The organism is Stenotrophomonas sp. (assembly GCF_036662295.1).
Classification (GTDB): domain Bacteria; phylum Pseudomonadota; class Gammaproteobacteria; order Xanthomonadales; family Xanthomonadaceae; genus Stenotrophomonas.
In genome coordinates, this window is the sequence record NZ_JAVWXA010000023.1 from 1 (window position 1) to 24,724 (window position 24,724).

Below are 24,724 nucleotides of genomic sequence, written 5' to 3' on the forward strand. Positions count from 1 at the left end.
TACACCCCCCCCCCCCCCCACACACCAAAAAACGGCCCCCCATCGGGGGCCATTTTTTGCTTGGCTGGCGAAGAGGGGGATGAAGCGAAGACGCGCCGGGGTTCGACGGATTCGTCTGGAACGAATCCGGACAGCCGAATGGCTGGCCCTGGAGCGCGCAGCGCGGAAGGGCTGGGCCCATGGATGGGCCCAGCAATCCCGGCAATGACGGGGCCACCCTCGTCACGCGTTCGACGCCCCTGTCGGGGCAGCCCCTCAACAGAGGGGCTTGTGCCTTGGTTCGGGTTGCGCGCCAACGGAGACACTGCCGAACGCGAAGGCGGGAGCAACAGCTGACAACCGCCCACCTGCGTTCCACGCCACGTCCGTTAAACTGGCGGCCACCTGTAACGGATGGCCCCCATGACCGCTGAAATCCTGGTTCCCGTGTCCTTCGGCGAGCTGCTGGACAAGATCTCGATCCTGCAGATCAAGGCCGAGCGCATCGACGATGCGGCCAAGCTGGCCAACATCCATGCCGAGCTGAGTGCATTGGAAAAGACCTGGATGGCGCACCCGGCCGCGGTCAGGGACATCGCGCGCCTGCGTGCGGAACTGAAGGCGGTCAACGAGCGTCTGTGGGACATCGAGGACAACATCCGCCTGCAGGACAAGGCCCAGGCCTTCGACGAGGACTTCATCGCCCTGGCCCGCAGCGTGTACCTGCAGAACGACCAGCGCGCGCGGATCAAGAAGGACATCAACCTGGCGCTGGGCTCGGGCTACGTCGAAGAAAAGTCGTACAAGGACTACGCGCCGCGCTGATGCCGGCCGCTGGCCGACACCCCGCCGGTTACGCCGGGCGGTGGTCGGCCACGTAGCGTTCGAAGGCGGCAATCCCGTCTTCGACGGTGATCAACTGCATCACCTCATCGAACTCGACCTTGGCCCCCCATTTCAGTTGGCTGGCCGGCTTGCCCAGGAACCTGCGCGCGGCATCGTCGTAGCGGTCCACGCAGTAGCGGCGATCCGAATACGGGCCACTGCGGTGCGGGTTGCTGGCCGCATGCAGCCCCAGCACCTTGGTGCCCATGGCGTTGGCAATGTGCATCGGGCCCGAGTCCGGGGTCATGACCAGGGCCGCGCGGGCCAGCAGGGCAGGGAGCTGCTTGAGCGTGTCCTTGCCGACCAGGTCCAGCGCCGGCACCTGCAGCTGGGCGAGGATGGCATCGGCCATGTCGCGCTCCAGCGTGCTGCGCCCGCCGCACAGCACCACCCGCCAGCCGCGCGAGGTGGCGTGGTTGGCCACCGCGGCGTAGCGGTCGGCATACCAGTTGCGGCGCACGTGGCTGGAGCAGGGCGAGATCATCAGCACCGGCCGGCCATCGTCCTGCCACTGCGCCTGTGCCCACTCGACCGCAGCCGGCGGGATCGCCAGGTCCCAGCTCACCTCGGTCTGGCGCAGGCCGAGCGGCTCGCAGAAGCTGCCGATCGCATCGAGCACGTGGATGCCCGGGCGGTCGGGGATGCGTTCGTTGATGAAAAGCCCGTGAAGGTCCTTGGAGCGGGCCTTGTCGTAGCCGATCCGGCGCAGCGCCGGCACGAACGCGGACAGCACGTTGGCGCGGAAGGCCACCTGCATCTGCAGCAGCGCCTCGAAGCGGCCGGGCGGCAAGTCCGCACGCAGGGCGCGCATGCCGGCCAGCCCGGTCTTCTTGTCGTAGGGGTGGAAGACCACGCCCGGCAGGCCGTCGAGCAGCTTGTGGCCGGCCTTGTCGATGATCCAGTGCAGCGGCGTGCCCGGCCGGGCCTGCTGCAGCGTCCTCACCAGTGGCACCACGTGGGTGACGTCGCCCAGTGCCGACAAACGCAAAAGACACACGGAAGAGGACGTTGATGCCATGGTGTTGTTAGACTCGAAGGAATGGTCGCATTCGACGCCACTGAAGCGCTGACGCCCTGCCGCGATGGACGCGGCATGGGTGCCATTCTGTTCGACCGCGAACGGCTGCGGCAAGCCGATATCAGTCTGTTCTCGCCGGCCCACTGGGCCGAACGGGCGCGACCGGTAAGCGATGGTGGCCGCGGCGGGGCCTGGTTCGTGGAGGCGCCGTTCGGCCAATGCGTGCTGCGCCAGTACCTGCGCGGCGGCCTGGCGGCCAAACTCAGCCGCGACCAGTACCTGTGGCGCGGCGCCAACCGCACCCGCAGTTTCGCCGAGTTCCGCCTGATGCGCGCGCTGCGCGCGCTGAAACTGCCGGTGCCGCAGCCGATTGCCGCCTTCTACATGCGCGACGGCATCCGTTACCGCGCCGCGATCCTGATGGAACGCCTGGAAGGGGTGCGTTCGCTGGCCGACCGCGCGCTGGTGGCCGGGCGCGGCGCGCCGTGGGAGGAGACCGGGCGGCTGATCGCGCGCTTCCACCGGGCCGGGCTGGACCATGCCGACCTCAATGCCCACAACATCCTCTTCGATGCCAACGGCCACGGCTGGCTGATCGATTTCGACCGCGGCGTGCAGCGCATCCCCGCCACCCGCTGGCGCGAGCGCAACCTCAAGCGGCTGCTGCGCTCGCTGATCAAGCTGCGCGGTGAGCGCAGCCACGAGGACGTGGAAAAGGATTACGCACGGCTGCGCCGGGCCTACGACCTGGCCTGGAACCGGGGCTACTGATGGATTGGGCGCTGCGCTTCATGGGGGTCGGCAATGCGTCGGCGGTCCAGCTGGGCTCGCCGATGGCGGTGATCGAGCGCGACGGCCGCCCCTGGCTGACCATCGACTGCGGCGGCGAAGGGCTGACCGCCTTCCAGGCGCAGTACGGCCACGTGCCGCAGGCGCTGTTTGTCACCCATGTGCACCTGGACCACGTGGCCGGCTTCGAGCGCCTGTTCGTGGACGCCTACTTCTCGCCGCAGCGGCGGGGCCGCATCCGCGTGTACGTGCCCGCGCCGGTGGTGCCGCTGCTGCACAGGCGCGTGGCCGACTACCCCAACGTGCTGGCCGAGGGCGGCGCCAACTTCTGGGATGCGTTCCAGCTGATCGTGGTGGGCGATGCGTTCTGGCACGACGGGGTGCGCCTGGAGGTGTTCCCGGTGCGCCACCACTGGCCGGAAACCGCCTACGGGCTGCGCCTGAAAGGCGCCGTGGTGTGGAGCGGGGATACCCGCCCGATCCCGGAAATGCTGGCGCGCTATGCCGACGACAACGAACTGATCGCACACGACTGCGGCCTGCACGGCAACCCGTCGCATACCGGCGTGGCCGACCTGGAGCGCGAGTACAGCCCCGCGCTGCAGGCGCGGATGATGCTGTACCACTACGCCAGCGAGGCCGATGGCGCCGCACTGCGCCAGCGTGGCCATCGCGTGGCGCTGCCGGGCGAATGCGTTCCGCTGGCGGCACCGACGGCGCCGCACGTGCTGGCGCAGGATCCGCCCTGAGCCGGCCCGCCACGCCGGCGCCAGCCGCGCTGGCCGCCTACCTCGAAGCGCTCGAGCGCGCGCTGCACGATCCGGCGGTGCGCGCCGATGTGGCGCGGCTGGCTGCGTTGCTGGATGCGGACTTCAGCGAGATCGGCAGCTCGGGCAACGGCTATGACCGGGCAACGGCATTGGCCGAGATTCCAGCCGAGCGCGCCGAGGTGACGATCCTGTCCGACGACTACCGGGTGACTCTGCTCGCGCCGACCGTGGCGCAGGTGCGCTATCGCAGCTGGTATGTGGTGGACGGTGTGCGCCAGCGCGTGGTGCTGCGCAGTTCGCTGTGGCGGCTGCACGGGGAGGCCTGGCAGGTGGTGTTCCACCAGGGCACGCCGAAGGCGGAACCGGCGTAACGCCGCGCATGGGTCGGCTGAGGTCGATATCTGCGGGGTGCAAGGGAGGCCGACCCACGGTGGGCGCTACGCGCACGATGGCAAGGGCCCAAAAAGGTGGCGGCCCCGCCGGCTGACCTCGGCGCCCGCGTCGATCGATACCGTTGCTGCCTTCCGGCCCTGGCGGGATTTTCGACCTAGCGTCGCGAGGGGCCGACGGGGCCACCATAGAGACGTTCCTGGCACCGGGTGATCGAAATCAGCGGATGCCGGAGGTGCAGTGCAAGGCATCGCCCCGCAGTGCAGTCGCGCATTCTAGCCCATGCGCGGCACGCAGTGCCAGCGTCGCGCGCCTGTGCCCAGGCAGGCACCCGTGCGGATCGGCCAGCGTCGCGGCGAGGCCGCCGCGCTGATCGAGACAGAGCGGCCTGAATGGCATGCGTCCCCGCGCTGAATCCCATGCAAAGCCGCGTTTCGGCGCGTCGCCCGGGTGCGGCGGGGTTGCTAGAATGCCGGCACATCTGGAGGAACGACCTCCCCCGTCACGGGAACCAACGACCAGGACGACCTGGCCCCTATCAAGGAGGGCCACATGGCCTGGATCTATCTGTTGGCTGCCGGTGTACTGGAAATCGTCTGGGCCTTTGCGATGAAGCAATCCGACGGTTTCAGCAAGCTCACCCCGTCGATCATCACCCTGGCCGCCATGATCGCCAGCTTCTGGCTGCTGTCGCTGGCCATGCGCACGTTGCCGCTCGGCACCGCGTACACGATCTGGACCGGGATCGGCGCGGTGGGCGCGTTCGTCATCGGCATCACCTTCCTGGGCGAGCAGGTCAGCGCGATGCGGATCGGCGCGGCGCTGCTGATCGTGAGCGGGCTGGTGCTGATGAAGGTGAGCAGTTCGTAATCCCTCCGGCCTGATTCTGCCGGGGGTACAGCCACGCCATGCGTGGCTGGCGCGCTCGATGCGAGGGCGCCGCTCAGTGCGGCGCCAGTGCCAATGCCATCTCCACCGCGTCCAGGCCGGGGCCGTGGCCGTCGGGGGTTATGGCGATGACGGCAAAGCCCAGCGCGGCGTAGAACCGGCGGGTGTGCTGGCTGGTGCTGAGGACCAGCCGCTGGGCGCCGAGGGTGCGGGCGCGCGCGATGCGCGCCACCGCCAGCTGCGTGCCCAGTCCCTGCCGATGGCATGCGCGGTGCACCATGCCCCAGCAGAAGGCGGCGGTGCCCGGCGTGTCCACGGCCAACCCGCCGCAGGCGACGATCTGCCCCGCGCGCACCAGCACCTGGTAGTCGGACGGGCGCGCCGGGTCGAGCAGGTACGCCGAAAAGTCCGTGCGCTCATGCGGTGCGAAGTAGTGCGGCACGTTGCCGTCGAAGATGGCCAGGCAATCATCGGTATCGCCGGGCTGGAAGGGGCGGATCATGCGGGCAGGCTCCTTGGTGGCGGTGGGATGCCGGCCAGCGGCCCACACTACCGGCTTTTTCGATGCGCACCGGCGCTCACACGTACGACACGCACGCGCCGGCCTCTGCAAGGCCCTGCCGCGGGGTTGGGTGAAGGACCAAAAAAGGCCGCCCCAGGGGGACGGCCTTCTCATGTGTGGCGGAGAGAGGGGGATTGTCGGGTGCATCCATGCACCCGATCCCGATGCGCGTTGCGCCTCGGGACCAGCCTGCGACTGTCCGGTTCTGCTCCTGCAGAACCGTCGAACCCCGGCGGGGCTTCTCACCACCCATCCCATCCATCAGATAAACGCAAAAGGGCCACCCTATGGGCGGCCCTTTTGCGTTTATCTGGCGGAGAGAGGGGGATTCGAACCCCCGAAGCGCGGTTTAGACGCTTACACACTTTCCAGGCGTGCTCCTTCAACCGCTCGGACACCTCTCCGGACCTGCTGCGATAACCCGCTGCAGGGGCGCAGATTCTAGCGGGGGAATTGCGATCGCACAAGCGGTCCGTCACAGGGGCAGGGGGGCTGGACAGGCGTGGCACAATGGACGTCCCGATGAAGACGGTGGCCTGATGTCCTATCTCGTCCTTGCCCGCAAGTGGCGTCCGAAGCGTTTTGCCGAGCTGGTGGGCCAGGAACACGTGGTCCGTGCGCTCAGCAATGCGCTGGACAGCGGCCGGGTGCACCATGCGTTCCTGTTTACCGGCACCCGCGGGGTGGGCAAGACCACCATCGCGCGCATTTTTGCCAAATCGCTCAACTGCGAACAGGGCACCAGCGCCGATCCGTGCGGCCAGTGCCCGGCGTGCCTGGATATCGATGCCGGGCGCTACATCGACCTGCTGGAGATCGATGCGGCGTCCAACACCGGCGTGGACGATGTCCGCGAGGTGATCGAGAACGCCCAGTACATGCCCTCGCGTGGCAAGTTCAAGGTGTACCTGATCGACGAAGTGCACATGCTCTCCAAGGCCGCGTTCAACGCGCTGCTGAAGACGCTGGAAGAGCCGCCGGAGCACGTGAAATTCCTGCTGGCCACCACCGACCCGCAGAAGCTGCCGGTCACGGTGCTCTCGCGCTGCCTGCAGTTCAACCTGAAGCGGTTGGACGAGGACCAGATCCAGGGCCAGATGACCCGCATCCTGGCCGCCGAGGAGATCGAGTCGGACCCGACCGCGATCGTGCAGCTGGCCAAGGCCGCCGATGGCAGCCTGCGCGACGGCCTGTCCCTGCTCGACCAGGCCATCGCCTATGCCGGCGGCGCGCTGCGTGAAGACGTGGTGCGCGCCATGCTGGGCACGGTCGACCGCACCCAGGTGGCGGCGATGCTGGAGGCCCTGGCCGATGGCGATGGCGTGCGCCTGCTGCAGGTGGTGGCCGCGCTGGCCGAATTCTCGCCGGACTGGGGCGGTGTGCTGGAGGCGCTGGCCGAGGCCCTGCACCGTATCCAGGTGCAGCAGCTGGTGCCCGGCGCCCCGGCCGATGGCGAGGGCATCGATGCCGCCGCCTTCGCCCAGCGCCTGCGCCCGGAAGTGGTGCAGCTCTGGTACCAGATGGCCCTCAATGGCCGTCGCGACCTGTACCTGGCGCCCAGCCCGCGCGCGGGTTTCGAGATGGCTGTGCTGCGCATGCTGGCCTTCCGCCCGGCCGCCGCCGTGCCACCGGTGCCGCGTGATCCCGGCGCCGGCACCGAGGTGAACAGTGGCGCCGGCAGCAGCGCCCAGGGCAGCGGCATGGCGGCAGCGCCCGCGCCGATGGCCGCCCCGGCCGTGGTGGCTGCCGTTGCCACGCCGCCGGCCCGCGTGGAGGCCCCGGTGCCGGTCGAGGCCGTGATCGCCCCGGTGGCTGCCGCGGCGACGCCCCCGGCGCCCGCGCCGGCGGCCATGCCGGCCCCTGAAGACGATCCGCCGCCGTGGCACCCGGCCGGTGCGGACGATCGCGACGAGGCGCTGGCGGCCGAGATGGCCAGCCCCGACGCGGCCATGGTGGCCCCGTGGGAGGCCCCGCCGGCCCGCCCCGCCGCGCCGCCCCCGGCGCCGGAGGCGGTCGTTGCCGCCCCGCGCCCGCAGGGCATCGCCATCGGGCCGGCCAGTGCGCCGGTTGCGACCGCCGCGCCGGGCACGCCGATCGTGCTGGCCTCGCCGGAAGCCTGGCTGGAGCTGGTCGCCCAGAGCCAGCTCAACGGGCCCTCGCGGCAGCTGGCCGCGCACGCGGCGTTCATCAGTTTCCAGCAGGGTGTCTTGAAACTGGCGGTATCGCCCGGATTTGAGTACCTGTGTTCGGACCGTTCGCTGGCGGCGCTGACCGAGGCGCTGTCCGGCCCGCTGGGGCAGACCCCGCGGATCGTGATCGAACATGGCAACGCCGAGGCCGAAACGCTGCACCAGCGTTCCGACCGGCAGCGTGGCGAGCGTCAACAGGCGGCCGAAGCCGCCTTCATGGCCGACCCCCAGGTGCAGATGCTGATCCAGCAGCACGGTGCGCGGGTCGTGGCCGATTCCATCCGTCCCTTTGATGAGTAACACGACATGCGCGGCAATATCGCCCAACTGATGCAGCAGGCCCAGAAGATGCAGGAAAACCTGCAGAAGGCCCAGGAAGAACTCGCCAAGCTGGAAGTCACCGGCAGTGCCGGCGGTGGCATGGTCAGCGTGACCCTGACCGGCGCCAAGGAGTGCCGCAAGGTGCGTATCGACCCGTCGATCCTGGCCGATGCGGAAATGACCGAAGACCTGGTGGCGGCCGCGTTCAACGATGCCTCCAACAAGATCGATGCCGAGTCCAAGAACCGCATGGGGTCGGCCACGGCGGGCATGCAGTTGCCGCCGGGCATGAAGCTGCCGTTCTGAGCCAGCGCGCCGCAGGCCTGCCTGCGGCCCTGCGGCCACCACGACGCGAAGCCTCCGGGCTTCGCGTGTTCGTTTCTGAGATGAGCACACTGCCATGAGCCTGCCCCTGCTCGAACAACTGATCGAGGCCTTCCGCGTGCTGCCCGGCGTGGGCCAGAAGACCGCCCAGCGCATGGCTTACCACGTGCTCGAACGCGAGCGCGAGGGCGGGCAGAAGCTGGCCGAGCTGCTGGCCAGGGCGATCGAGAAGATCGGCCACTGCGCACAGTGCCGCGATTTCAGCGAGACCGAGGTCTGCGCGGTGTGTGCCAACGGCAGCCGTGACCGGCAGCAGCTGTGTGCGGTGGAGTCGCCGGCCGACCGGCTGGCGATCGAGCATGCCACCGGCTTCCGCGGCGTCTATTTCGTGCTGCAGGGGCGGTTGTCGCCGCTGGATGGCGTGGGCCCGCGCGAGCTGGGCCTGGAGCAGCTGGACGCGCGCCTGAAGGCCGGCGAGGTGCAGGAACTGATCATCGCCACCAGTGCCACGGTGGAAGGCGAGGCCACCGCGCATTACCTGGCGCAGCTGGCGCGCGCGCACGCGGTCCGGCCCAGCCGCCTGGCCCAGGGCCTGCCGCTGGGCGGTGAGCTGGAATACGTGGATCGCGGCACGCTGTCGCACGCCTTCGGCACCCGCACCGAAATCCAGGATTGAGCGCGGCCGTGTGCGGCCGTGATCGAAACCGCCCGGCCATCCGCGCTACTCTCCAAGCCCCTGTTGCAAGAGGTGCCCCATGAGCGAAGACACCCTGTTCGGCAAGATCATCCGCCGCGAGATCCCGGCCACCATCGTCTATGAGGACGAGGAGGTGCTGGGCTTCAAGGACATCGCGCCGCAGGCGCCGGTGCATGTGTTGTTCATTCCCCGGAATGAGGCGATCCCGACCCTGGACGACGTGCAGCCGGGGCAGGCGCACCTGATCGGCAAGCTGGCGATGGCCGCGGCCGAGTACGCGCGCCGCGAGGGGTTTGCGCAGGATGGCTATCGCATCGTCATGAACTGCCGCGAGCATGCCGGGCAGACGGTGTTCCACATCCACCTGCACCTGTTGGCGGGTGCGCCATTGGGGCATTTTGGGACGGCTTCGGGCTGAGCGGTGCGGGCGTCGTCGGACGCCGGTTCGTCTTGCAGCCACCCATGGGGTGGCTCTACCCGGGTTGAACTTGCAGCCACCCATGGGGTGGCTCTACCGGAGGGATTGAAAAAGCCGCCCTTGGGCGGCTTTTTCACTGGACCCCGACCGGTGGCCGATTACCACCAGCCCCAGCCGCGGTAGCCCCAGCCGGGACCGAAGCCCGGGCCCCACGGGCCGTAGGGGTAGGCCGGCACCACGTCCACCTGGCGCACTTCCGGCCACAGGTAGATCACATCGGCCTCCAGCTTGGGCAGGCGGTAGTCGTACTCGCCGATGCGGGTGCTTTCATAGCCGGCGATCTTGCCGATGAAGGTCACGTCGCGGCCCGGCTCGAACACCGCCGGGTCGTAGAAGCCGGCGCGGCAGGCGATGAAACGGCCATCGCTGGCATCGGCCGAGGTCGAGCTGGGACGGCCGCTGCCGTTGAGCGGGCGCGAGATCAGCTGGAAGCAGGTCTGGCCCTGGCCCGGATTGGTCTCGATGATGCGACCGCCCCAACGGACCGGCGTACCTACCTGCTGGGTGGGCACCGCATCGCGCGGGCTGACCATGCTGAACTGGCCTTGCAGCGGCTTGGGCGCGGTCGCGCAGGCGGCCAGCGCCAGGGACGCGGCGAGGGGAAGCAGAATCTGGATCTTCATGGGGATGCTCCGGAGGACGGGCGATGCCTGCGCAGGTCGCGCAATAATGAAGTGAGGTCGACGTCCGCGCCAGCGTAACGCGCGAGAACGAAACGGCTGCTGAGTGACAGCAACGCTGGGTCCGGGCGCTGCCGGTGGACGCGCCCGGCCCAGCTGGCGGCAGGCTCGGCGCTTTCGCGGGCCAGGCCCAGCCGGGCGTAACGACGGCCGAGGCGATGCCAGGCGCGCAACAATGGGTCGCGTTCGCGTTCGCCACGGGCCAGCAGCCAGGCCATCCAGCCCAGTGCGGCGCCGGCGAACAGGGCAAACACCGCGATCAGCTGCGACGGCGTCAGCATGTCCACGCCCAGCGGCCGCAGCAGTTGCTGCTGGCGGGTGGCGTTGAAGGACAGCACCAGGTCGTTCCAGCCACGGCGCAGCCAGTCGCTGGCCTGGCCGATCTGCGCCCAGCGCGTTTCCAGCGTGGCGTCCCCGCCGGCCGGCAAACGGTCTTCCAGGGTGTCGTAGATGCGCTCGGGCGCTACCGCCGCGGTCGGGTCCACCCGCACCCAGCCGCGCCCCGGCAGCCACACCTCGGCCCAGGCATGGGCGTCCATGCGCCGGACCACCCAGTAGTCGCCATAGCGGTTGTGGGTGCCGCCGGCGAAACCGGTCACCACCCGGGCCGGGATGCCGGCGTTGCGCATCAGCACCACGAAGGAGGAGCTGAAGTGCTGGCAGAAGCCGGCCTGCTGGTCGAACAGGAACTCGTCCACGCCGTCGCGGCCGGGCAGCGGCGTGCTCAGGGTGTAGGCAAAGCGCGCGCGCACCCACTCCAGCGCGCGCTGCACGATCGCCGCGTCATCGCTGCCGGCCTCGCGCCGCCACTGGCGGGCCAGCGCGGCCGTGCGCGGGTTGAACCCGTCGGGCAACTGCAGCGCCTGGCGGCGCTGGTAGGGCGAGAGGTCGTCCACGTAGGCGCTGGCGGGGGACGACTGCAGGCGCCAGCGGGTCAGTGCGGTGAGCGCGGTGCCGCTGCGCAGGCTGTGGTCGGCGCCCAGCGTGCTGCCTGGCGGTGCCTGCAGCGGCAGGTCCAGGGCGACCAGCTGCCGGCGGTCGGTGGGTTCGTAGTCGATCTGGTAATCCCATCGCGCCCGGCCATGGGTCACCGCCGGTGGCGCGCGCTCTGCCGCGCGATGGTCCTGCGCCCAGGTGCGGCCATCGAAGTAGGTCATCACCGGGCCGCGCCAGTAGCGCTGCTGCGGGGTGGGGACCGGGCCGAAGAACTGCACGCGCAGCGCCGGGCTGTCGTCGGCCATCAGGTCCAGCCACTGGCCCGGTTCCATGTGGTCGGACAGGCCCGGCCGCCCGACCGCGCGCTCGGGGATGCCCCACAGCGGTTCGCTCAGCCGGGGGAACAACCAGAACCCGGCCAGCGCCAGCGGCAGACCGAGCGCGACCAGCCGACCCACGCCGCGCAGCTGGCCGCCCAGGCGCGGGCTGGGTGCCTGGCCTTCGGCCTGGGCCAGCCGCTGCAACGTGAGCAGGGCGGTCAGCGCGGCCAGCATGGCCAGGCCCATGGTGATGGGCCCCTGGTCGAGCAGGAACGCGGCGAACGGGGAAAACAGCGCGAAGCCGAGCAGGCTGCGTGCATCGCGCAGGCTGCGCAGCTCGCTGGATTTGAGCGCCAGCATCGCCGCCAGCAGCGCGCAGCCGGTGTCGCGGCCGGGGCGGGCGCCCATCTGCCAGTAGATCGCCGCCAGCATGCCCAGCACCAGCAACAGCCGCAGCGGGGCCGGCAGCACGCGCTGGCCGGAGACCAGCGCGATCAGCACCGCCACCAGCGCGATGATGCCGGCCAGCAGGTCCGGCAGCTGCAGCAGCAGGGGCACCAGGCCGAGCGCGGCGCTGGCCAGGGTCCAGTGGCGCGCGCGCGCGTCCAGGGCGGGGGAGGTGGGCTCAGCCATGGGGCATCAGCGCCAGGGCGCGTTGGCACAGGTGGTGGTGTGCGCTGCCGTTGCCCGGTCCCAGCGCCGGCTGCCCGGGCAGCTGCAGGGTGTAACGGCGGCCCTCGCGTTCGGCCATGTCCACCCAGCGCGCCAGGCGCGCGATCTTCGCCTCCAGCGGCAGCGCGGCCAGCGCGCGCCAGTCCAGCAGCACGTCCACGCCGATCGGTTTTTCATACTCGCGCACCAGCAGGGTGTCGCGCCGGGCCGAGTGCTTCCAGGCGATGCTGCGTTGTGGATCGCCGGCGCGGTAGGGGCGCAGCTGGTGCAGTTCGTCGCCGCTGGCGTGCACGCGGGTGTGCAGCGGGTCGCCGCCGCTTTCGGGCAACGCCGGGGCCTGGCTGGCCGGGCAGGCGTAGACCAGCAACGGTGCCTCCGGCCATACCCACGACCAGGCGCGCACCAGCCCCAGTGGCTGGGTGGTGGATATGCGGATGCGCTCCAGGTCCAGCCAGCCGCGGCGCGTGGTGGGCAGGGACAGGTCCACTTCGATCTGGTCGCTGTCGATCAGGTGGCCGAAGGCGATGGCATCGCCGAGTGCCACCTGCAGCCCGCGCCGCGCACGTGCATCGCCGCGCGACAGGCTGATCCGCAGCCGCATCGGCAGGCCGGCGTGGACCGGTTCGGCCGAGACCGCATCGATGCGCAGGCCGGACAGCTGCAGGTGCGCGCTGATCGTGCTGGCGATGGCCACGGTGGCCAGCAGCAGCGCCAGCAACATGGCCGGGTTGTTGTTGTAGTTCAGCGCGCCCAGCAGCATCGCGCCCAGCAACGTGGCCACGAACAGGCCGAAGCGCGTGGGCAGCACGTAGATGCGGCGCCGTTCCAGCTGGCACGGCAGGCCCTCGGGCCGGCGTGGCCGCGTGTAGTGGCCGCCGTCGGCCGGCCGCAGTGCGGTCTTCAAGCGGTCTCCCCAGCCGCGCCGCATGCTCAGTCCACCGGCACGGTCTGGAGAATGGCGCGGGCCAGCGCTGGACCATTGCCTGCCTCCGCTTCGGGAACCAGCCGGTGCCCGGCCACTGCCACGAACAGCGTCTGCACGTCCTCGGGCACCACGTGCGCACGGCCAAGCAGCAGCGCGTGGGCCTTGGCGGCGCGCAGCAGGGCCAGCCCGGCGCGGGGCGACAGACCCACGCGCACGCCGGCATGCTGGCGGCTGCGGGTCATCAGCGCCTGCACGTAGTGCACCAGCGCATCGCTGGCATGCACCTGGCCGACGGCCTCGCGCAGGGTGCGCACCTGGCTTTCGTCCAGGCGCGCGGTGGCCTTGGCGATCAGGTGGCGGCGATCGGCCCCACGCAGCAGTTCGCGCTCGGATTCGGCATTGGGATAGCCCAGCGCCAGCCGCAGCAGGAAGCGGTCCAGCTGCGAGTCGGGCAGCGGGAAGGTGCCCGAGAGATCCACCGGGTTCTGCGTGGCGATCACGAAGAACGGATCCGGCAGCGGATGGGTCACCCCGTCGAGGGTGACCTGCTGTTCGGCCATGGCTTCGAGCAGGGCGCTCTGGGTGCGCGGCGGCGCGCGGTTGATTTCATCGGCCAGCAGCACGTGGGTGAAGACCGGGCCCGGATGGAACTGGAACTGGCGGCTGGCCGCGTCGTAGACCGAGACGCCGAGCACATCGGCGGGCAGCAGGTCGGAGGTGAACTGCACGCGCTGGAAGCCCAGGCCGAGGCTGGACGCCATCGCGTGGGCCAGGGTGGTCTTGCCCAGCCCGGGCAGATCCTCGATCAGCAGGTGGCCGCCGGACAGCAGCGCGACGAACGCCAGGCGGACCTCATGCGCCTTGCCCAGCACCAATCCGTTGACCTGGTCCTGGGCGCTGCGCAGGGCGTGTCGCAATACATCGGTTAGCATGGCTGGCACGTGGGGCGAATTTTCCATGTCCGTCTCGTGTCGATGATTCCTTCGATTCTATAGAGCAATGCAGGGCGAACAACGCGCACGCACAATTTTCCTGCTGTTGTGGACGCTGATCACCGCCGTGAAGCTGGTGATCGCCGCGCGTCTGCCGTTGTTCGTGGACGAAGCTTTCTACTGGCAGGAAGGCCAGCACCTGGCAGCGGCCTATTCGGACCTGCCCGGGCTGACGGCCTGGCTGTCGCGCCTGGGCGTGGAGCTGGGCGGTACCCACATCCTGGCCCAGCGCCTGCCTTTCCTGGCCATCGGCGCGCTGCTGCCGTGGCTGGTCTCGCGCATCGCCACGCGCTGGTTCGGCGCGGTGGCCGGCTGGCAGGCCGGCAGCCTGACCCTGCTGATGCCGCTGTCAGGCACGCTGGGCATGCTCGCCGTGCCGGATGTGCCGATGGCGCTGGCGGCGGTGCTGTGCCTGGATGCCGGCGCACGCCTGCTGCGCAATGTCGACGCCGCCGCGGCGGTGAAGCTGGGCCTGGGCCTGAGCATCGGCGCGCTGAGCCATTACCGCTTCATCGGCGTGATCGTGGTCGGCTTCATCGCCTTGCTGCTGCTGCCGCAGGGCCGCCGCATGCTGCGCGATCCGCGGGTCTGGGTGGCGCTGGCGGTGGGCGTACTGGCGTGGTTGCCGCTGCTGTCCTGGAATGCGGACAACCATGATGCCGGCCTGAAGTTCCAGGTGGTCGAGCGCCACCCGTGGGCCTTCCAGTGGAGTGGCCTGTGGTTCCTGGTGATCCAGCCGATGCTGGTCACCCCGATCCTGTGCATGGCAATGTGGAAGGTGGCGTTGGCCGGCACCCGCTCCGGGGGCGGTGCGCGCGCGCAGTGGCGTTATTTCGGCCTGGTGGGCGCGGTGTCCACGCTGGCGATCTTCGCGCTGGGCTTTTTCACCGACGTGGAGCGGATCAGCTTCCACTGGCCGTTGCCCGGCTATCTGGCCCTGCTGGTGGCGGTGCCGGTGGTGCTCAACGGCTGGCCGCGCTGGCTGCGGCGCACCGGGTGGTGGTTGGCCGGCGGCGGGTTGGCGCTGGCCTTCGGCTATTACCTGATGGCCTCCACGCCGAGCCTGCGCGAGCAGCTGGCCGGCTACAAATACTATCCGCGCAACTTTGCCGGCTGGGAGCCGCTGGCCAGCGCGGTGCGCGAGGAACTGGCCGCGATGCCGCCGGGCACGCGCGTGCTGGCCGGCAACTTCAAGGTGGGCGCCGAGCTGGGCTTCCAGTTGCGCGATCCGGCCATCGAGGTGCTGCGCCACCCGCTCAACGACAAGCACGGGCGCAGTGCCCAGCTGGGCCTGTGGGGGCTGCTGCACCAGGGCCCGCGCCGTGCGCCGATGCTGCTGGTGCTCTCGCCCAGCGACCAGCGTTACCGCGACCTGCTGGCGCGTTACCACGACATCTGCGCGCAGGTGGGGCCGCTGCCGCCGCCGCGGGTGGTCAGCAACGACCACGGCTTCCAGCGCTTCCTGCTGTTCCGGCTGCCGGCCGGGCAGGCGACCGGCCCGTGCGTGACCCCGGCCATGGCCTGGATCGATACGCCACTGCCCGATGCCACCGCCGAGGGTTGGGTGGACGTGCGCGGCTGGGCCTTCAAGGACGGGGTGGGGCTGGCGCGCGTGGAGGTGCTGGTGGACGGCCAGCCGGCCGCCGACGCCGTGTACGGCCGCACGTATGACATCACCAGCTTCTGGACGATCTCCAACGATCCCCAGCACCCCCGCGTGGGCTTCGATGCGCGCGTGGATACCCGCGCGCTGGCGCCGGGCCGGCACTGGCTGGGGCTGCGCCTGCACGGCCGCGACGGCAGCGTGGAAACCTGGCAGGAGCAGGCGCTGGTGGTGCCCGGGCGCTGAGCCGCGGTGGTCGCCGGGTCAGGGCAGGGTATAGCCGGCCTGGCGCAGCAGCCTGCCGAGGGCGATCAGCGGCAGCCCGACCAGGGCGGTGGGGTCGCGGTTCTCGATCGCCTCGAACAGGCTGATGCCCAGGCCTTCGCACTTGAAGCTGCCGGCGCAGTCCAGCGGCTGCTCGGCGGCGACGTAGCGGGCGATGCTGGCCGCATCGAGCACGCGGAAGTGGACCTGGGTCAGGTCACAGGCCTCCAGCACCTGCGCATCGCGCTGCACGCAGACGGCGGTGTGGAAGGCCACCGCTTGGCCGGACATCGCCGCCAGCTGCGCATGGGCCGCCTCGACCGTGCCGGGCTTGCCCAGCGGAGCCCCGTTCAGCTCGGCGACCTGGTCCGAGCCGATCACCCAGCGGCCGGGCTGGCGGGCGGCCACCGCGGCGGCCTTGGCCCGCGCCAGGCGGATCGCCAGTGCCTGCGGCGCCTCGCCGGGCAGGGGCGTCTCGTCCACCTCCGGGCGTGCGCATTCCGGGGCCAGGCCCAGCCGCTGCAGCAGTTCCAGGCGATAGCGGGAGGTGGAGGCGAGGACGGGCGGAAACATGCGAAAATACCGGTTCGTGGGGGCGGCAGTCTGGCCCCGGGGGCCCTGCCGGGCAAGTCTGCACGACAGGGATTTGACAGCCGGGCAGACGGTCCTTAACATTCAGCGGCTTATGTCCGCGAACGTGCCCGAATTGCTGGATGCTTGGCGGATGGTCGCAGCGCGCAGGCGCTTCGACGGCCAAGTGGATCTGGCTGAACTGACCCGCCTGCAAGGGCTTGTTGCCGATACCGAAGGCCGGTGCAGCTATGCACTGGAATTCGCGCACGACGACATCCTGCGGGTATCCTATGTCGAACTATCCATCGACACCGAGCTGCCGCTGATCTGTCAGCGCAGCCTGCAGCGCTTCCTGCTGCCGGTTTCGATGGTGCAGCGGCTCGGCCTGATCCGCAGCGAAGAAGATGAAGCTTCGCTGCCGGAAGGGTACGAACCCTGGCTGGTGCCCGAAGACGGCATGCTGCGACCGCTGGAACTGGTCGAGGACGAACTTGTCCTGGCCGTGCCGGTGGTGCCGCTGTCTCCCGATGGCGAGGCCGTGGACCGGGACTGGGCACCGACCGAAGAAGAAATCAGCAAGGCCAATCCGTTCGCGGCGTTGGCGGCACTGAAAAAACAATAGCAGCCGGATTGTCGTCGGCGGCTGCGGCGAAAGCGAAGACTGTGCTGGGCGCTGGCGTCCTGCGCGACGATACGACGAAGCAAAACGAACCGAGTTTGGAGCAATCCCATGGCTGTGCAGAAATCCCGTGTTACCCCGTCCCGCCGCGGTATGCGCCGTGCGCATGACGCACTGAGCGCCAAGCAGCTGTCCACCGATCCGACCACCGGTGAAGTGCATCTGCGTCACCACATCACCGCTGACGGTTTCTACCGTGGCAAGAAGGTGATTGCGACCAAGTCGAATTCGGCCGTCGAAGAAGATTGATCCGTGAAGGCCGCTGCCCGGTCGGGCAGCGGCCTTTACCCCTTTCTTCCCGGCTGTCAGTGTGGACAGCCGTGCTACAGGACATGCAATGAGCAAGCGGATCTACTCGAGGATCGCGGGCACTGGTAGCTATTTGCCCGAAAAAGTGTTGACCAACCAGGATCTGGAGAAAATGGTCGACACCACCGATGAGTGGATCCAGACGCGCACGGGGATCCGTGAGCGGCACATTGCAGCCGAGACCGAGACCACCAGCGACCTTGGCTACCATGCCGCGGTGCGTGCGCTGGAAGCGGCCGGTATCGATGCTTCGCAGCTGGACATGATCGTGGTGGGGACGACCACGCCCGATCTGATCTTTCCCTCCACCGCGTGCCTGATCCAGGCCAAGCTCGGTGCGAGCGGTTGCCCCGCCTTTGACGTCAACGCCGCCTGTTCGGGCTTCGTGTTCGCGTTGAGCGTGGCCGATAAATTCATTCGTTCCGGTGATGCCCGCCATGTGCTGGTCATCGGGGCGGAAACCCTGACCCGGATCGTCGACTGGACCGAGCGCACCACCTGCGTGCTGTTCGGCGACGGGGCCGGCGCGGTGGTGCTCAAGGCCGATGAAGACACCGGCATCCTCAGCACCCACCTGCATTCGGATGGCAGCAAGAAAGAGCTGCTGTGGAACCCGGTAGGCGTGTCGGCCGGCTTCGGCGAGGGCGACAACAACCGCGGCGCGATCCTGATGAAGGGCAACGACGTGTTCAAGTACGCCGTGAAGGCGCTGGACTCGGTGGTTGACGAGACCCTGGAGGCCAACGCGCTGACCAAGGCCGACCTGGACTGGCTGATCCCGCACCAGGCCAACCTGCGCATCATCGAAGCGACGGCCAAGCGCCTGGACATGTCGATGGAGCAGGTGGTGGTGACGGTGGACAAGCACGGCAACACGTCCTCGGCCTCGGTGCCGATGGCGCTGGACGTGGCGATCCGCTCGGGCCGGGTGGAGCGTGGCCAGCTGCTGCTGCTGGAGGCCTTCGGCGGTGGCTTCACGTGGGGTTCGGCGCTGCTGCGCTATTGATAGTGCAAGTTACGACAATGTGACGTTGTCGTTACGGCCCCATTTCGGGGCCGTTTGCATTTTAGGAGAACTGTCATGGTTGAGCCCATCGTCATTGAAGGGCAGCGCGCCTGGCTGAAGCAGTACGGCGAGGGAAGCCGCGCGGTCGCCTTGGGCCTGCTCAATTTTGTTGCCCACCGCTTCCAGCTGGACGCGCTGCGCCCGCCACCGCACCGGGGCGGCGATGCCGCGCGCGAGACCGAGGCGCGGCGGTTGGGCGAGTTGCTGGCGCAGGGCGTGAACGTGCCGCATGTGATCGGCAGCGGGCATGCGGCGCTGGTACTGGAGGACAACGGCAGTTCGTTCAACACCTGCCTGCGCGAGGCGGACGAGGCGGGCCGTGACCGGCTGGTGGCCGCGGCGATGCACGCGATCGCCACGGCGCACGGCAAGGGCGCCTATTTCGGGCAGCCGCTGCCGCGCAATCTCACCTGGGACGGCGTGCAGGTGGGCTTCATCGATTTCGAGGAAGACCCGCTGGAGGTGATGGACCTGGCGCAGGCGCAGGCGCGTGACTGGCTGATGTTCGGTTACGGGGTGGCCAAATATTACGAGGACCGGCCACAGCAGTTGCAGGCGCTGATGGCCGAGGCGATGGACGGGGTGGAGGCGCCGGTGCTGGCGCACGCGCACGCGGTGAGCGGGCGGCTGCAGGGGCTGGCCCGGGCAAGCCTGAAGCTGGGCCGTTCGGCGCGCGCGCTGGCCCACGCGATCCTGATCGTGCACGGGGCCACCACGCTGGGGATGCTGATGCTGGCGGTGATCTGCTTCGACTTCTTCTCCGACGGCGACCTGGACATCCTGCAGTTGCTGGTTTGATCGGGTGGGCGGTTTTACGTCCAGAGCTTTTTGAAGCCAGAGCCAGAGCGTCATTGCGCGTGGTGCTGTGGCTGGGTCGGCATGGGTGGGTTGGCGGGACACGCCGTAGATCCATCCATGGAGGCTCGCATACGCCATCCATGGCGTATGACGGTCCCGCCAACCCACCCATGCCGCCCCTCGAAAGTGCGTCGGGGCGCATGGGCGATCAACGGCACGTCGGCTCGGCTTCGCCGAACCTCGGTAGAGCAGCCCGCCCGTAGGGTTGAGGGGAGGGTAGTGCCGAGCGTAGCTCGGCAGCTCATCCCCCCCAACGAAGGCCGCGCGTGGCTCTTGCCTTGTCCCTGCGCGCCGACCGTTTCCGGCGGGGCTGGGGTGGGTGGCGCTGCGGGACCCGTTTTGCGCCATGGATGGCGCAAAAGGAGCTTACATGGACGTACTTGCAGCGTGTCCCGCAGCGTCACCCACCCCAGCCCACTTCCCGACAGTGACTGACTGCCGTGGCTGTTGCTCACGCTCAAAACCGGCCAACCCCCACCCCACACATACGCGCCAGTACAGACGGAGGGCGCTGTTCCCCCTTATCATTCGCCGTTCGATTTTTGCAGGCGGATGACCGCGTGACCGATTCCAATCTCGCATTCGTGTTCCCCGGGCAGGGCTCGCAGTCGCTGGGCATGCTGGCCGAACTGGCCGAACTGCACCCGCAGGTCCGCGAGGCCTTCACCGAGGCCTCCGATGGCGCCGGTGTCGACCTGTGGGCGCTGTCCCAGGGCGGTCCCGAGGAAATGCTCAACCGCACCGAATACACCCAGCCGGCCCTGCTGGCCGCCAGCATCGGCGCCTGGCGTGCCTGGAACGCCGTGGGTGGCGTCCAGCCGGCCGTCCTGGCCGGCCACAGCCTCGGCGAATACACCGCCCTGGTGGCGGCCGGTGCGCTGACCCTGCGTGACGGCGCCCACCTGGTGCGCCTGCGTGGCCAGCTCATGCAGGAAGCCGCCCCGGCCGGCGTGGGTGCCATGGCCGCCGTCCTCGGCGCCGAAGACGCCCTGGTCGTGGAGGTCTGCGAGCAGGCCGCCGGCAGCCAGATCGTGGTCCCGGCCAACTACAACTCCCCCGGCCAGATCGTCATCGGTGGCGATGCCGCCGCCGTTGACCGTGCCCTGGCCCTGCTCGCCGAAAAGGGCGTGCGCAAGGCCGTCAAGCTCGCCGTCAGCGTGCCCTCGCACACCCCGTTGATGCGCGAAGCCGCCAACCGCCTGGCCGAAACCATGGCCGGCCTGGACTGGCGCGCCCCGTCGCTGCCGGTCGTGCAGAACGTGGATGCCCGCATCCATGACGGCGTGGACGCCATCCGCCAGGCCCTGGTCCAGCAGCTGTACCTGCCCGTCCAGTGGACCGGCTGCGTGCAGGCGCTGGCCGCCCGTGGCGTCACCCGCGTGGCCGAGTGCGGCCCGGGCAAGGTGCTGAGCGGATTGATCAAGCGCATCGACAAATCGCTGGACGCGCGCACACTGTCCACGCCCGCCGACTTCGAGGCTGCCCGCGAAAGCTGGGCTGGCTGATCCTTCGACCGCCTTCGCGTGCCCCGGCCCCGGCCTGGCACGTGGACCGGTCCCGTTCGAGGAAACACAGATGAGCAAGCCCCTTCAGGGTGAAATCGCACTGGTGACCGGCGCCAGCCGTGGCATCGGCGCCGCCATCGCCGATGCACTGGCCGCGCAGGGCGCGACCGTCATCGGCACCGCCACCACCGACGCCGGTGCCGCCGCCATCGGCGAGCGCCTGGCGGCCCTGGGGGGCCACGGCCGCGCGCTGAACGTCACCGACGCGGCCGCGCTGGACGCTGCGCTGGACGGCATCGCCAAGGAGTTCGGGGCCATCACCATCCTGGTCAACAACGCCGGCATCACCCGCGACAACCTGTTGCTGCGCATGAAGGACGAGGACTGGCAGGCCATCCTGGACACCAACCTGACCAGCGTGTTCCGCACCTCGAAGGCAGTCATCCGCGGCATGATGAAGGCGCGCAAGGGCCGCATCATCAACATCGCCTCGGTCATCGGCGTGACCGGCAACGCCGGCCAGGCCAACTATGCCGCCGCCAAGGCCGGCATCATCGCCTTCTCCAAGTCGCTGGCCAAGGAAATCGGCTCGCGCGGCATCACCGTCAACGTGGTCGCCCCGGGCTTCATCGACACCGACATGACCCGTGCCCTGCCCGAAGAGCAGCGCACCGGCCTGGTCAAGTCGATCGCCCTGGAGCGCCTGGGCGAACCGACCGACATCGCCAACGCGGTGGCGTTCCTGGCCGGTCCCTCGGCCAGCTACATCACCGGCGAAACCCTCCATGTGAACGGCGGCATGTACATGCCGTAAGCATGTGGCGCATGGATTGCGCCGCAAGTGGTTGATCTGAAAGATGTTTTGTAGCAATGCAAGGCATCGCCGGTTTCCACTACACTATCCCACGGTCATCCATTACCGGATGACGTCATTTTTGAACCACTACTCCATCTGGAGCGATATCCAATGAGCACCATCGAAGAACGCGTCAAGAAAATCGTCGTCGAACAGCTTGGCGTCAAGGAAGAAGAAGTCACCACCAGCGCATCGTTCGTCGATGACCTGGGCGCAGACTCGCTGGACACCGTCGAGCTGGTGATGGCGCTGGAAGAAGAGTTCGAGTGCGAAATCCCGGACGAAGAAGCCGAGAAGATCAGCACCGTGCAGGCGGCGATCGACTACATCAACGCCCACGTCAAGGCTTGATGTCAGGCGGCTTGCGCGCGGTTGTGGCCTGTGCCGCGACCGCGTGCGGCAAACCCATGGGGCCGCGCTTGCGGCCCTGTGCATTTGAGCGTTACACCGCGTCATACCCGCAACACCCGGGTCAGGAGAATCTGCAATGAAGCGTCGCGTCGTCGTTACCGGCATGGGCATGGTCTCGCCGTTGGGCAATGATCTGGCCACCAGTTGGAAGGGCATCACCGAAGGCCGTTCCGGCATCGGTGCGCTGACCAACGTTTCGCAATCCTACCTGGACCGTTTCACCACCAAGATCGCAGGTGAGGTCAAGGACTTCGACATCACCGCCGACAACGAACAGTTCGGCAAGTACCGGGTCAGCGGCAAGGATGCCAAGAAGATGGACCCGTTCATCCATTACGGCCTTGGTGCCTCCTTCATGGCCCTGCACGACTCGGGCCTGGAGATCACCGAGGCCAACGCCGAGCGCGTGGGTGCCATCGTCGGCGCCGGCATCGGCGGCCTGCTGGGCATCGAAGAGCAGACCATCGAGTTCCACGAGGGCAAGAAGATCTCGCCCTTCTACGTGCCCAAGACCATCATCAACATGCTGCCCGGCCAGCTGAGCATCATCAGCGGCCTGAAGGGCCCGTCGTTCTCGGCGGTGTCGGCCTGCGCCACGTCCAATCATTCGATCGGCACGGCCATGCGCATGATCCAGTACGGCGATGCGGACGTGATGGTGGCCGGTGGCGCCGAACGCGGCTCCTCGCCGACCGCGCTGGGCGGTTTCTGCGCGATGAAGGCCATGAGCACCCGCAACGATGATCCGGCGGCCGCCTCGCGCCCGTGGGACAAGGACCGCGACGGCTTCGTGCTGGGCGATGGCGCCGGCATCCTGATCCTGGAAGAGTACGAGCACGCCAAGGCACGCGGCGCGCGGATCTACTGCGAACTGGCCGGTTTCGGCGCCAGCTCCGACGCCTACCACATGACCGCGCCCAGCGAGAACGGCGAAGGCGCCGCGCGCTGCATGGTCATGGCCATGAAGGATGCGGGCGTGAACCCGGACCAGATCGGCTACCTCAACGCGCATGGCACCTCCACGCCGCTGGGCGACCTCGGCGAGACCATGGCGATGAAGGCCGCTTTCGGCGAGCACGCCTACAAGATGATGGTCAGCTCCACCAAGTCGATGACCGGCCACCTGCTCGGCGCGGCCGGCGGCGTGGAAGCGATCTTCTCGGTGCTGGCGCTGCGCGACAACGTGGTGCCGCCGACCATCAACCTGCACCAGCCGGGCGAAGGCTGCGACCTGGATTACGTCCCCAACCAGGCCCGCCAGGCCTCGGTGGACGTGGTGATGTCCAACGGCTTCGGCTTTGGCGGCACCAACGGCACGCTGGTGTTCAAGCGCGTCTGAGTGTCCCCCGCTGCCAGCGCTCCCGGGCCGCCTTCTGGGCGGCCTTGGTGTATCTGGCCCCCGCGCACATCCCGGTGTTCCCGCCATGCTCCTGATCCAATCGCTGCCCGCCACCACCGACCTGCTCGCGCTGCAGCGGGTGGCCCCTGCGCGCTATCCGTTGCTGATGGAGTCCACGGCCTCGGGCACCGCCCAGGGGCGCTGGGACCTGCTGCTGATGGGCAATGGACAGGCGCTGGCCCTGCACGCCGACGGCGTGGTGCGCGATGCCGACGGCGAGCGGCATCCTGGCCGCTTCCTGGACGTGCTGGACGCGCACTGGGCCGCGCTGCGCCTGCCGCGCGAAGCCAACCAGCTGCCGTTCCGGGGTGGCTGGGCGCTGATGCTGGATTACGAGCTGGCCGGGCAGATCGAGACGGTGCTGCAGCTGCCCACCCGGGCCGACGGCCTGCCGTCGGCGCTGGCCCTGCGCTGCCCGGCGGCGGTGCTGCACGACCGCGTGCTGGGCCAGTACCACGCCGTGTGCGAGACCGACCACGCCGCGCTGCTGACGACCCTGCTGGCCGACCTTGAGGTGGCCGCCACCTTGCCGCCGCTGCCGGCCTGGCAGGCGCCGGTGGAGGTGGGCGAGGACGCGCCGGCCCGGTTCACCGGGGGCGTGGGCAAGGTCATCGACTACCTGCGCGCGGGGGATGTGTTCCAGGTGAACCTGTCGCGGCGCTGGGCCGCGCAGTTTGCGCAGGCGTTGTCCCCGCAGGCGCTGTATGCCCAGCTGCGGGTGGCCAACCCGGCGCCCTTCGCCGGGCTGTTCATGGCCCAGGGCAGGGCGGTGGTGAGTTCCTCGCCCGAGCGGCTGGTCTCGGTGCACGGCGATGACGTGCAGACCCGGCCCATCGCCGGCACCCGGCCGCGGTTTGCCGGCGACGATGATGCCGCGCGCATCCAGGAGCTGGTCGGCCATCCCAAGGAGCGCGCCGAGCACGTGATGCTGATCGACCTGGAGCGCAACGACCTGGGCCGCATCTGCCTGCCCGGCACGGTCGTCGTGGACGAGTTGATGACCGTGGAAAGCTACGCCCACGTGCACCACATCGTCAGCAACGTCAGCGGCCACCTGCGCGCCGATGTCACACCCGGCGAGGTGATCGCCGCGACCTTCCCCGGCGGCACCATCACCGGCTGCCCCAAGGTGCGCTGCATGCAGATCATCGCCGAGCTGGAGCAGACCGCGCGCGGTGCCTACACCGGTGCCTTCGGCTGGCTCAACCGCGATGGCGACCTGGACCTGAACATCCTCATCCGCACCGCAGAGGTGGCCGCGGACACGGCCGCGTTCCGGACCGGGGCGGGCATCGTGGTCGATTCGGACCCGGACAGGGAACTGGATGAAACCCGCGCCAAGGCGCGCGGCCTGCTGCGCGCGCTGGGCCGGGATGACTGAACCGT

At 69.1% G+C, this 24,724-nt stretch carries 26 protein-coding genes, 1 tRNA gene and 1 other RNA gene; 19 read left to right on the forward strand and 9 right to left on the reverse strand.

Features of this window, described 5'->3' with window-relative positions; genetic code table 11:
• Positions 1-402: 402 nt before the first annotated feature.
• Entirely contained in the window at positions 403-804 is a 402-nt protein-coding gene (locus RSA25_RS06650; protein WP_332808120.1) for a DUF6165 family protein, read from the forward strand.
• 28 nt (positions 805-832) lie between these two features.
• Here the strand turns inward: RSA25_RS06650 and RSA25_RS06655 are convergent, their stop codons facing one another.
• Positions 833-1,882, reverse strand: coding sequence for a glycosyltransferase family 9 protein (locus RSA25_RS06655; RefSeq protein WP_332808121.1), 1,050 nt, complete (start codon positions 1,880-1,882; stop codon positions 833-835).
• Between the two features lie 21 nt (positions 1,883-1,903).
• On the opposite strand from RSA25_RS06655, the gene RSA25_RS06660 reads away from it, so the two are divergent.
• From RSA25_RS06660 to RSA25_RS06670, 3 genes are read left to right on the forward strand one after another with little or no spacing between them, the layout of a single operon-like run.
• A complete protein-coding gene (locus tag RSA25_RS06660; RefSeq protein ID WP_332808122.1) occupies positions 1,904-2,653 on the forward strand; it encodes a 3-deoxy-D-manno-octulosonic acid kinase in 750 nt (249 codons plus the stop codon).
• Positions 2,653-3,420, forward strand: coding sequence for an MBL fold metallo-hydrolase (locus tag RSA25_RS06665; RefSeq protein ID WP_332808123.1), 768 nt, complete (start codon positions 2,653-2,655; stop codon positions 3,418-3,420). Before RSA25_RS06660 ends, RSA25_RS06665 begins: the two co-directional genes overlap by 1 nt.
• Positions 3,363-3,812, forward strand: a complete 450-nt coding sequence (locus tag RSA25_RS06670) for a DUF4440 domain-containing protein (protein ID WP_332808124.1) — start codon at positions 3,363-3,365, stop codon at positions 3,810-3,812. The genes RSA25_RS06665 and RSA25_RS06670 overlap by 58 nt, the downstream gene beginning before the upstream one ends.
• Before the next feature lie 102 nt (positions 3,813-3,914).
• On the opposite strand, the gene ffs is transcribed toward RSA25_RS06670, so the two are convergent.
• An RNA gene (gene ffs / locus RSA25_RS06675) (signal recognition particle sRNA small type) lies at positions 3,915-4,011 on the reverse strand.
• A 372-nt stretch (positions 4,012-4,383) separates the two neighbouring features.
• On the opposite strand from ffs, the gene RSA25_RS06680 reads away from it, so the two are divergent.
• Entirely contained in the window at positions 4,384-4,701 is a 318-nt protein-coding gene (locus RSA25_RS06680; RefSeq protein WP_332808125.1) for a multidrug efflux SMR transporter, read from the forward strand.
• A 73-nt stretch (positions 4,702-4,774) separates the two neighbouring features.
• On the opposite strand, the gene RSA25_RS06685 is transcribed toward RSA25_RS06680, so the two are convergent.
• Both RSA25_RS06685 and RSA25_RS06690 read right to left on the reverse strand, forming a co-directional pair.
• Positions 4,775-5,221 carry a GNAT family N-acetyltransferase gene (locus RSA25_RS06685; RefSeq protein ID WP_332808126.1) on the reverse strand — a complete coding sequence of 149 codons (447 nt, stop codon included), beginning with the start codon at positions 5,219-5,221 and terminating at the stop codon, positions 4,775-4,777.
• A 371-nt stretch (positions 5,222-5,592) separates the two neighbouring features.
• Positions 5,593-5,685: transfer RNA gene (locus RSA25_RS06690), tRNA-Ser, on the reverse strand.
• A gap of 135 nt (positions 5,686-5,820) precedes the next feature.
• Here RSA25_RS06690 and dnaX point away from each other — a divergent pair.
• The 4 genes from dnaX to RSA25_RS06710 all read left to right on the forward strand — a co-directional run bounded on the left by dnaX (position 5,821) and on the right by RSA25_RS06710 (position 9,230).
• Complete coding sequence (gene dnaX / locus RSA25_RS06695) at positions 5,821-7,770, forward strand: DNA polymerase III subunit gamma/tau (RefSeq protein ID WP_332808127.1); 1,950 nt, start codon at positions 5,821-5,823, stop codon at positions 7,768-7,770.
• Positions 7,771-7,776: 6 nt separating this feature from the next.
• Positions 7,777-8,097, forward strand: coding sequence for a YbaB/EbfC family nucleoid-associated protein (locus RSA25_RS06700; protein WP_259210031.1), 321 nt, complete (start codon positions 7,777-7,779; stop codon positions 8,095-8,097).
• Between the two features lie 94 nt (positions 8,098-8,191).
• Positions 8,192-8,791 carry a recombination mediator RecR gene (recR, locus tag RSA25_RS06705; RefSeq protein ID WP_332808128.1) on the forward strand — a complete coding sequence of 200 codons (600 nt, stop codon included), beginning with the start codon at positions 8,192-8,194 and terminating at the stop codon, positions 8,789-8,791.
• 79 nt (positions 8,792-8,870) lie between these two features.
• Positions 8,871-9,230, forward strand: coding sequence for a histidine triad nucleotide-binding protein (locus tag RSA25_RS06710; protein WP_332808129.1), 360 nt, complete (start codon positions 8,871-8,873; stop codon positions 9,228-9,230).
• A gap of 158 nt (positions 9,231-9,388) precedes the next feature.
• Here the strand turns inward: RSA25_RS06710 and RSA25_RS06715 are convergent, their stop codons facing one another.
• Genes RSA25_RS06715 through RSA25_RS06730 form a run of 4 tightly spaced genes read right to left on the reverse strand, consistent with a single transcriptional unit; the run spans position 9,389 to position 13,755 of the window.
• Positions 9,389-9,913: a Slp family lipoprotein gene (locus RSA25_RS06715; protein WP_332808130.1), complete on the reverse strand. Its 525-nt coding sequence runs from the start codon at positions 9,911-9,913 to the stop codon at positions 9,389-9,391.
• Entirely contained in the window at positions 9,910-11,859 is a 1,950-nt protein-coding gene (locus RSA25_RS06720; RefSeq protein ID WP_332808131.1) for a DUF3488 and transglutaminase-like domain-containing protein, read from the reverse strand. The genes RSA25_RS06715 and RSA25_RS06720 overlap by 4 nt, the downstream gene beginning before the upstream one ends.
• Positions 11,852-12,802, reverse strand: coding sequence for a DUF58 domain-containing protein (locus RSA25_RS06725; protein WP_332808132.1), 951 nt, complete (start codon positions 12,800-12,802; stop codon positions 11,852-11,854). The genes RSA25_RS06720 and RSA25_RS06725 overlap by 8 nt, the downstream gene beginning before the upstream one ends.
• 26 nt (positions 12,803-12,828) lie before the next feature.
• Positions 12,829-13,755 carry a MoxR family ATPase gene (locus tag RSA25_RS06730; protein WP_332808133.1) on the reverse strand — a complete coding sequence of 309 codons (927 nt, stop codon included), beginning with the start codon at positions 13,753-13,755 and terminating at the stop codon, positions 12,829-12,831.
• 67 nt (positions 13,756-13,822) lie between these two features.
• On the opposite strand from RSA25_RS06730, the gene RSA25_RS06735 reads away from it, so the two are divergent.
• A complete protein-coding gene (locus tag RSA25_RS06735; protein ID WP_332808134.1) occupies positions 13,823-15,664 on the forward strand; it encodes a glycosyltransferase family 39 protein in 1,842 nt (613 codons plus the stop codon).
• 18 nt (positions 15,665-15,682) lie between these two features.
• Here the strand turns inward: RSA25_RS06735 and RSA25_RS06740 are convergent, their stop codons facing one another.
• Positions 15,683-16,255 carry a Maf family nucleotide pyrophosphatase gene (locus RSA25_RS06740; RefSeq protein ID WP_332808135.1) on the reverse strand — a complete coding sequence of 191 codons (573 nt, stop codon included), beginning with the start codon at positions 16,253-16,255 and terminating at the stop codon, positions 15,683-15,685.
• Positions 16,256-16,367: 112 nt separating this feature from the next.
• Between RSA25_RS06740 and RSA25_RS06745 the strand changes: the two genes are divergently transcribed.
• From RSA25_RS06745 to RSA25_RS06785, 9 genes are all read left to right on the forward strand, one after another.
• Positions 16,368-16,877, forward strand: a complete 510-nt coding sequence (locus RSA25_RS06745; RefSeq protein ID WP_332808136.1) for a YceD family protein — start codon at positions 16,368-16,370, stop codon at positions 16,875-16,877.
• A 108-nt stretch (positions 16,878-16,985) separates the two neighbouring features.
• Positions 16,986-17,183 (forward strand): 50S ribosomal protein L32, encoded by a 198-nt coding sequence (gene rpmF / locus RSA25_RS06750; RefSeq protein ID WP_038690090.1) that lies wholly within the window; start codon positions 16,986-16,988, stop codon positions 17,181-17,183.
• Between the two features lie 88 nt (positions 17,184-17,271).
• Entirely contained in the window at positions 17,272-18,249 is a 978-nt protein-coding gene (locus RSA25_RS06755; RefSeq protein WP_332808137.1) for a beta-ketoacyl-ACP synthase III, read from the forward strand.
• Positions 18,250-18,324: 75 nt separating this feature from the next.
• Positions 18,325-19,107: a serine/threonine protein phosphatase gene (locus RSA25_RS06760; RefSeq protein ID WP_332808138.1), complete on the forward strand. Its 783-nt coding sequence runs from the start codon at positions 18,325-18,327 to the stop codon at positions 19,105-19,107.
• Between the two features lie 620 nt (positions 19,108-19,727).
• Complete coding sequence (gene fabD, locus RSA25_RS06765) at positions 19,728-20,672, forward strand: ACP S-malonyltransferase (protein ID WP_332808139.1); 945 nt, start codon at positions 19,728-19,730, stop codon at positions 20,670-20,672.
• A gap of 70 nt (positions 20,673-20,742) precedes the next feature.
• Positions 20,743-21,486, forward strand: a complete 744-nt coding sequence (gene fabG, locus RSA25_RS06770; protein ID WP_332808140.1) for a 3-oxoacyl-ACP reductase FabG — start codon at positions 20,743-20,745, stop codon at positions 21,484-21,486.
• A gap of 153 nt (positions 21,487-21,639) precedes the next feature.
• Positions 21,640-21,879 carry an acyl carrier protein gene (gene acpP / locus RSA25_RS06775; protein WP_332808141.1) on the forward strand — a complete coding sequence of 80 codons (240 nt, stop codon included), beginning with the start codon at positions 21,640-21,642 and terminating at the stop codon, positions 21,877-21,879.
• Between the two features lie 136 nt (positions 21,880-22,015).
• Positions 22,016-23,278, forward strand: coding sequence for a beta-ketoacyl-ACP synthase II (gene fabF, locus RSA25_RS06780; protein WP_332808142.1), 1,263 nt, complete (start codon positions 22,016-22,018; stop codon positions 23,276-23,278).
• Positions 23,279-23,363: 85 nt separating this feature from the next.
• Positions 23,364-24,719 carry an aminodeoxychorismate synthase component I gene (locus tag RSA25_RS06785; RefSeq protein WP_332808143.1) on the forward strand — a complete coding sequence of 452 codons (1,356 nt, stop codon included), beginning with the start codon at positions 23,364-23,366 and terminating at the stop codon, positions 24,717-24,719.
• Positions 24,720-24,724 lie beyond the last annotated feature (5 nt).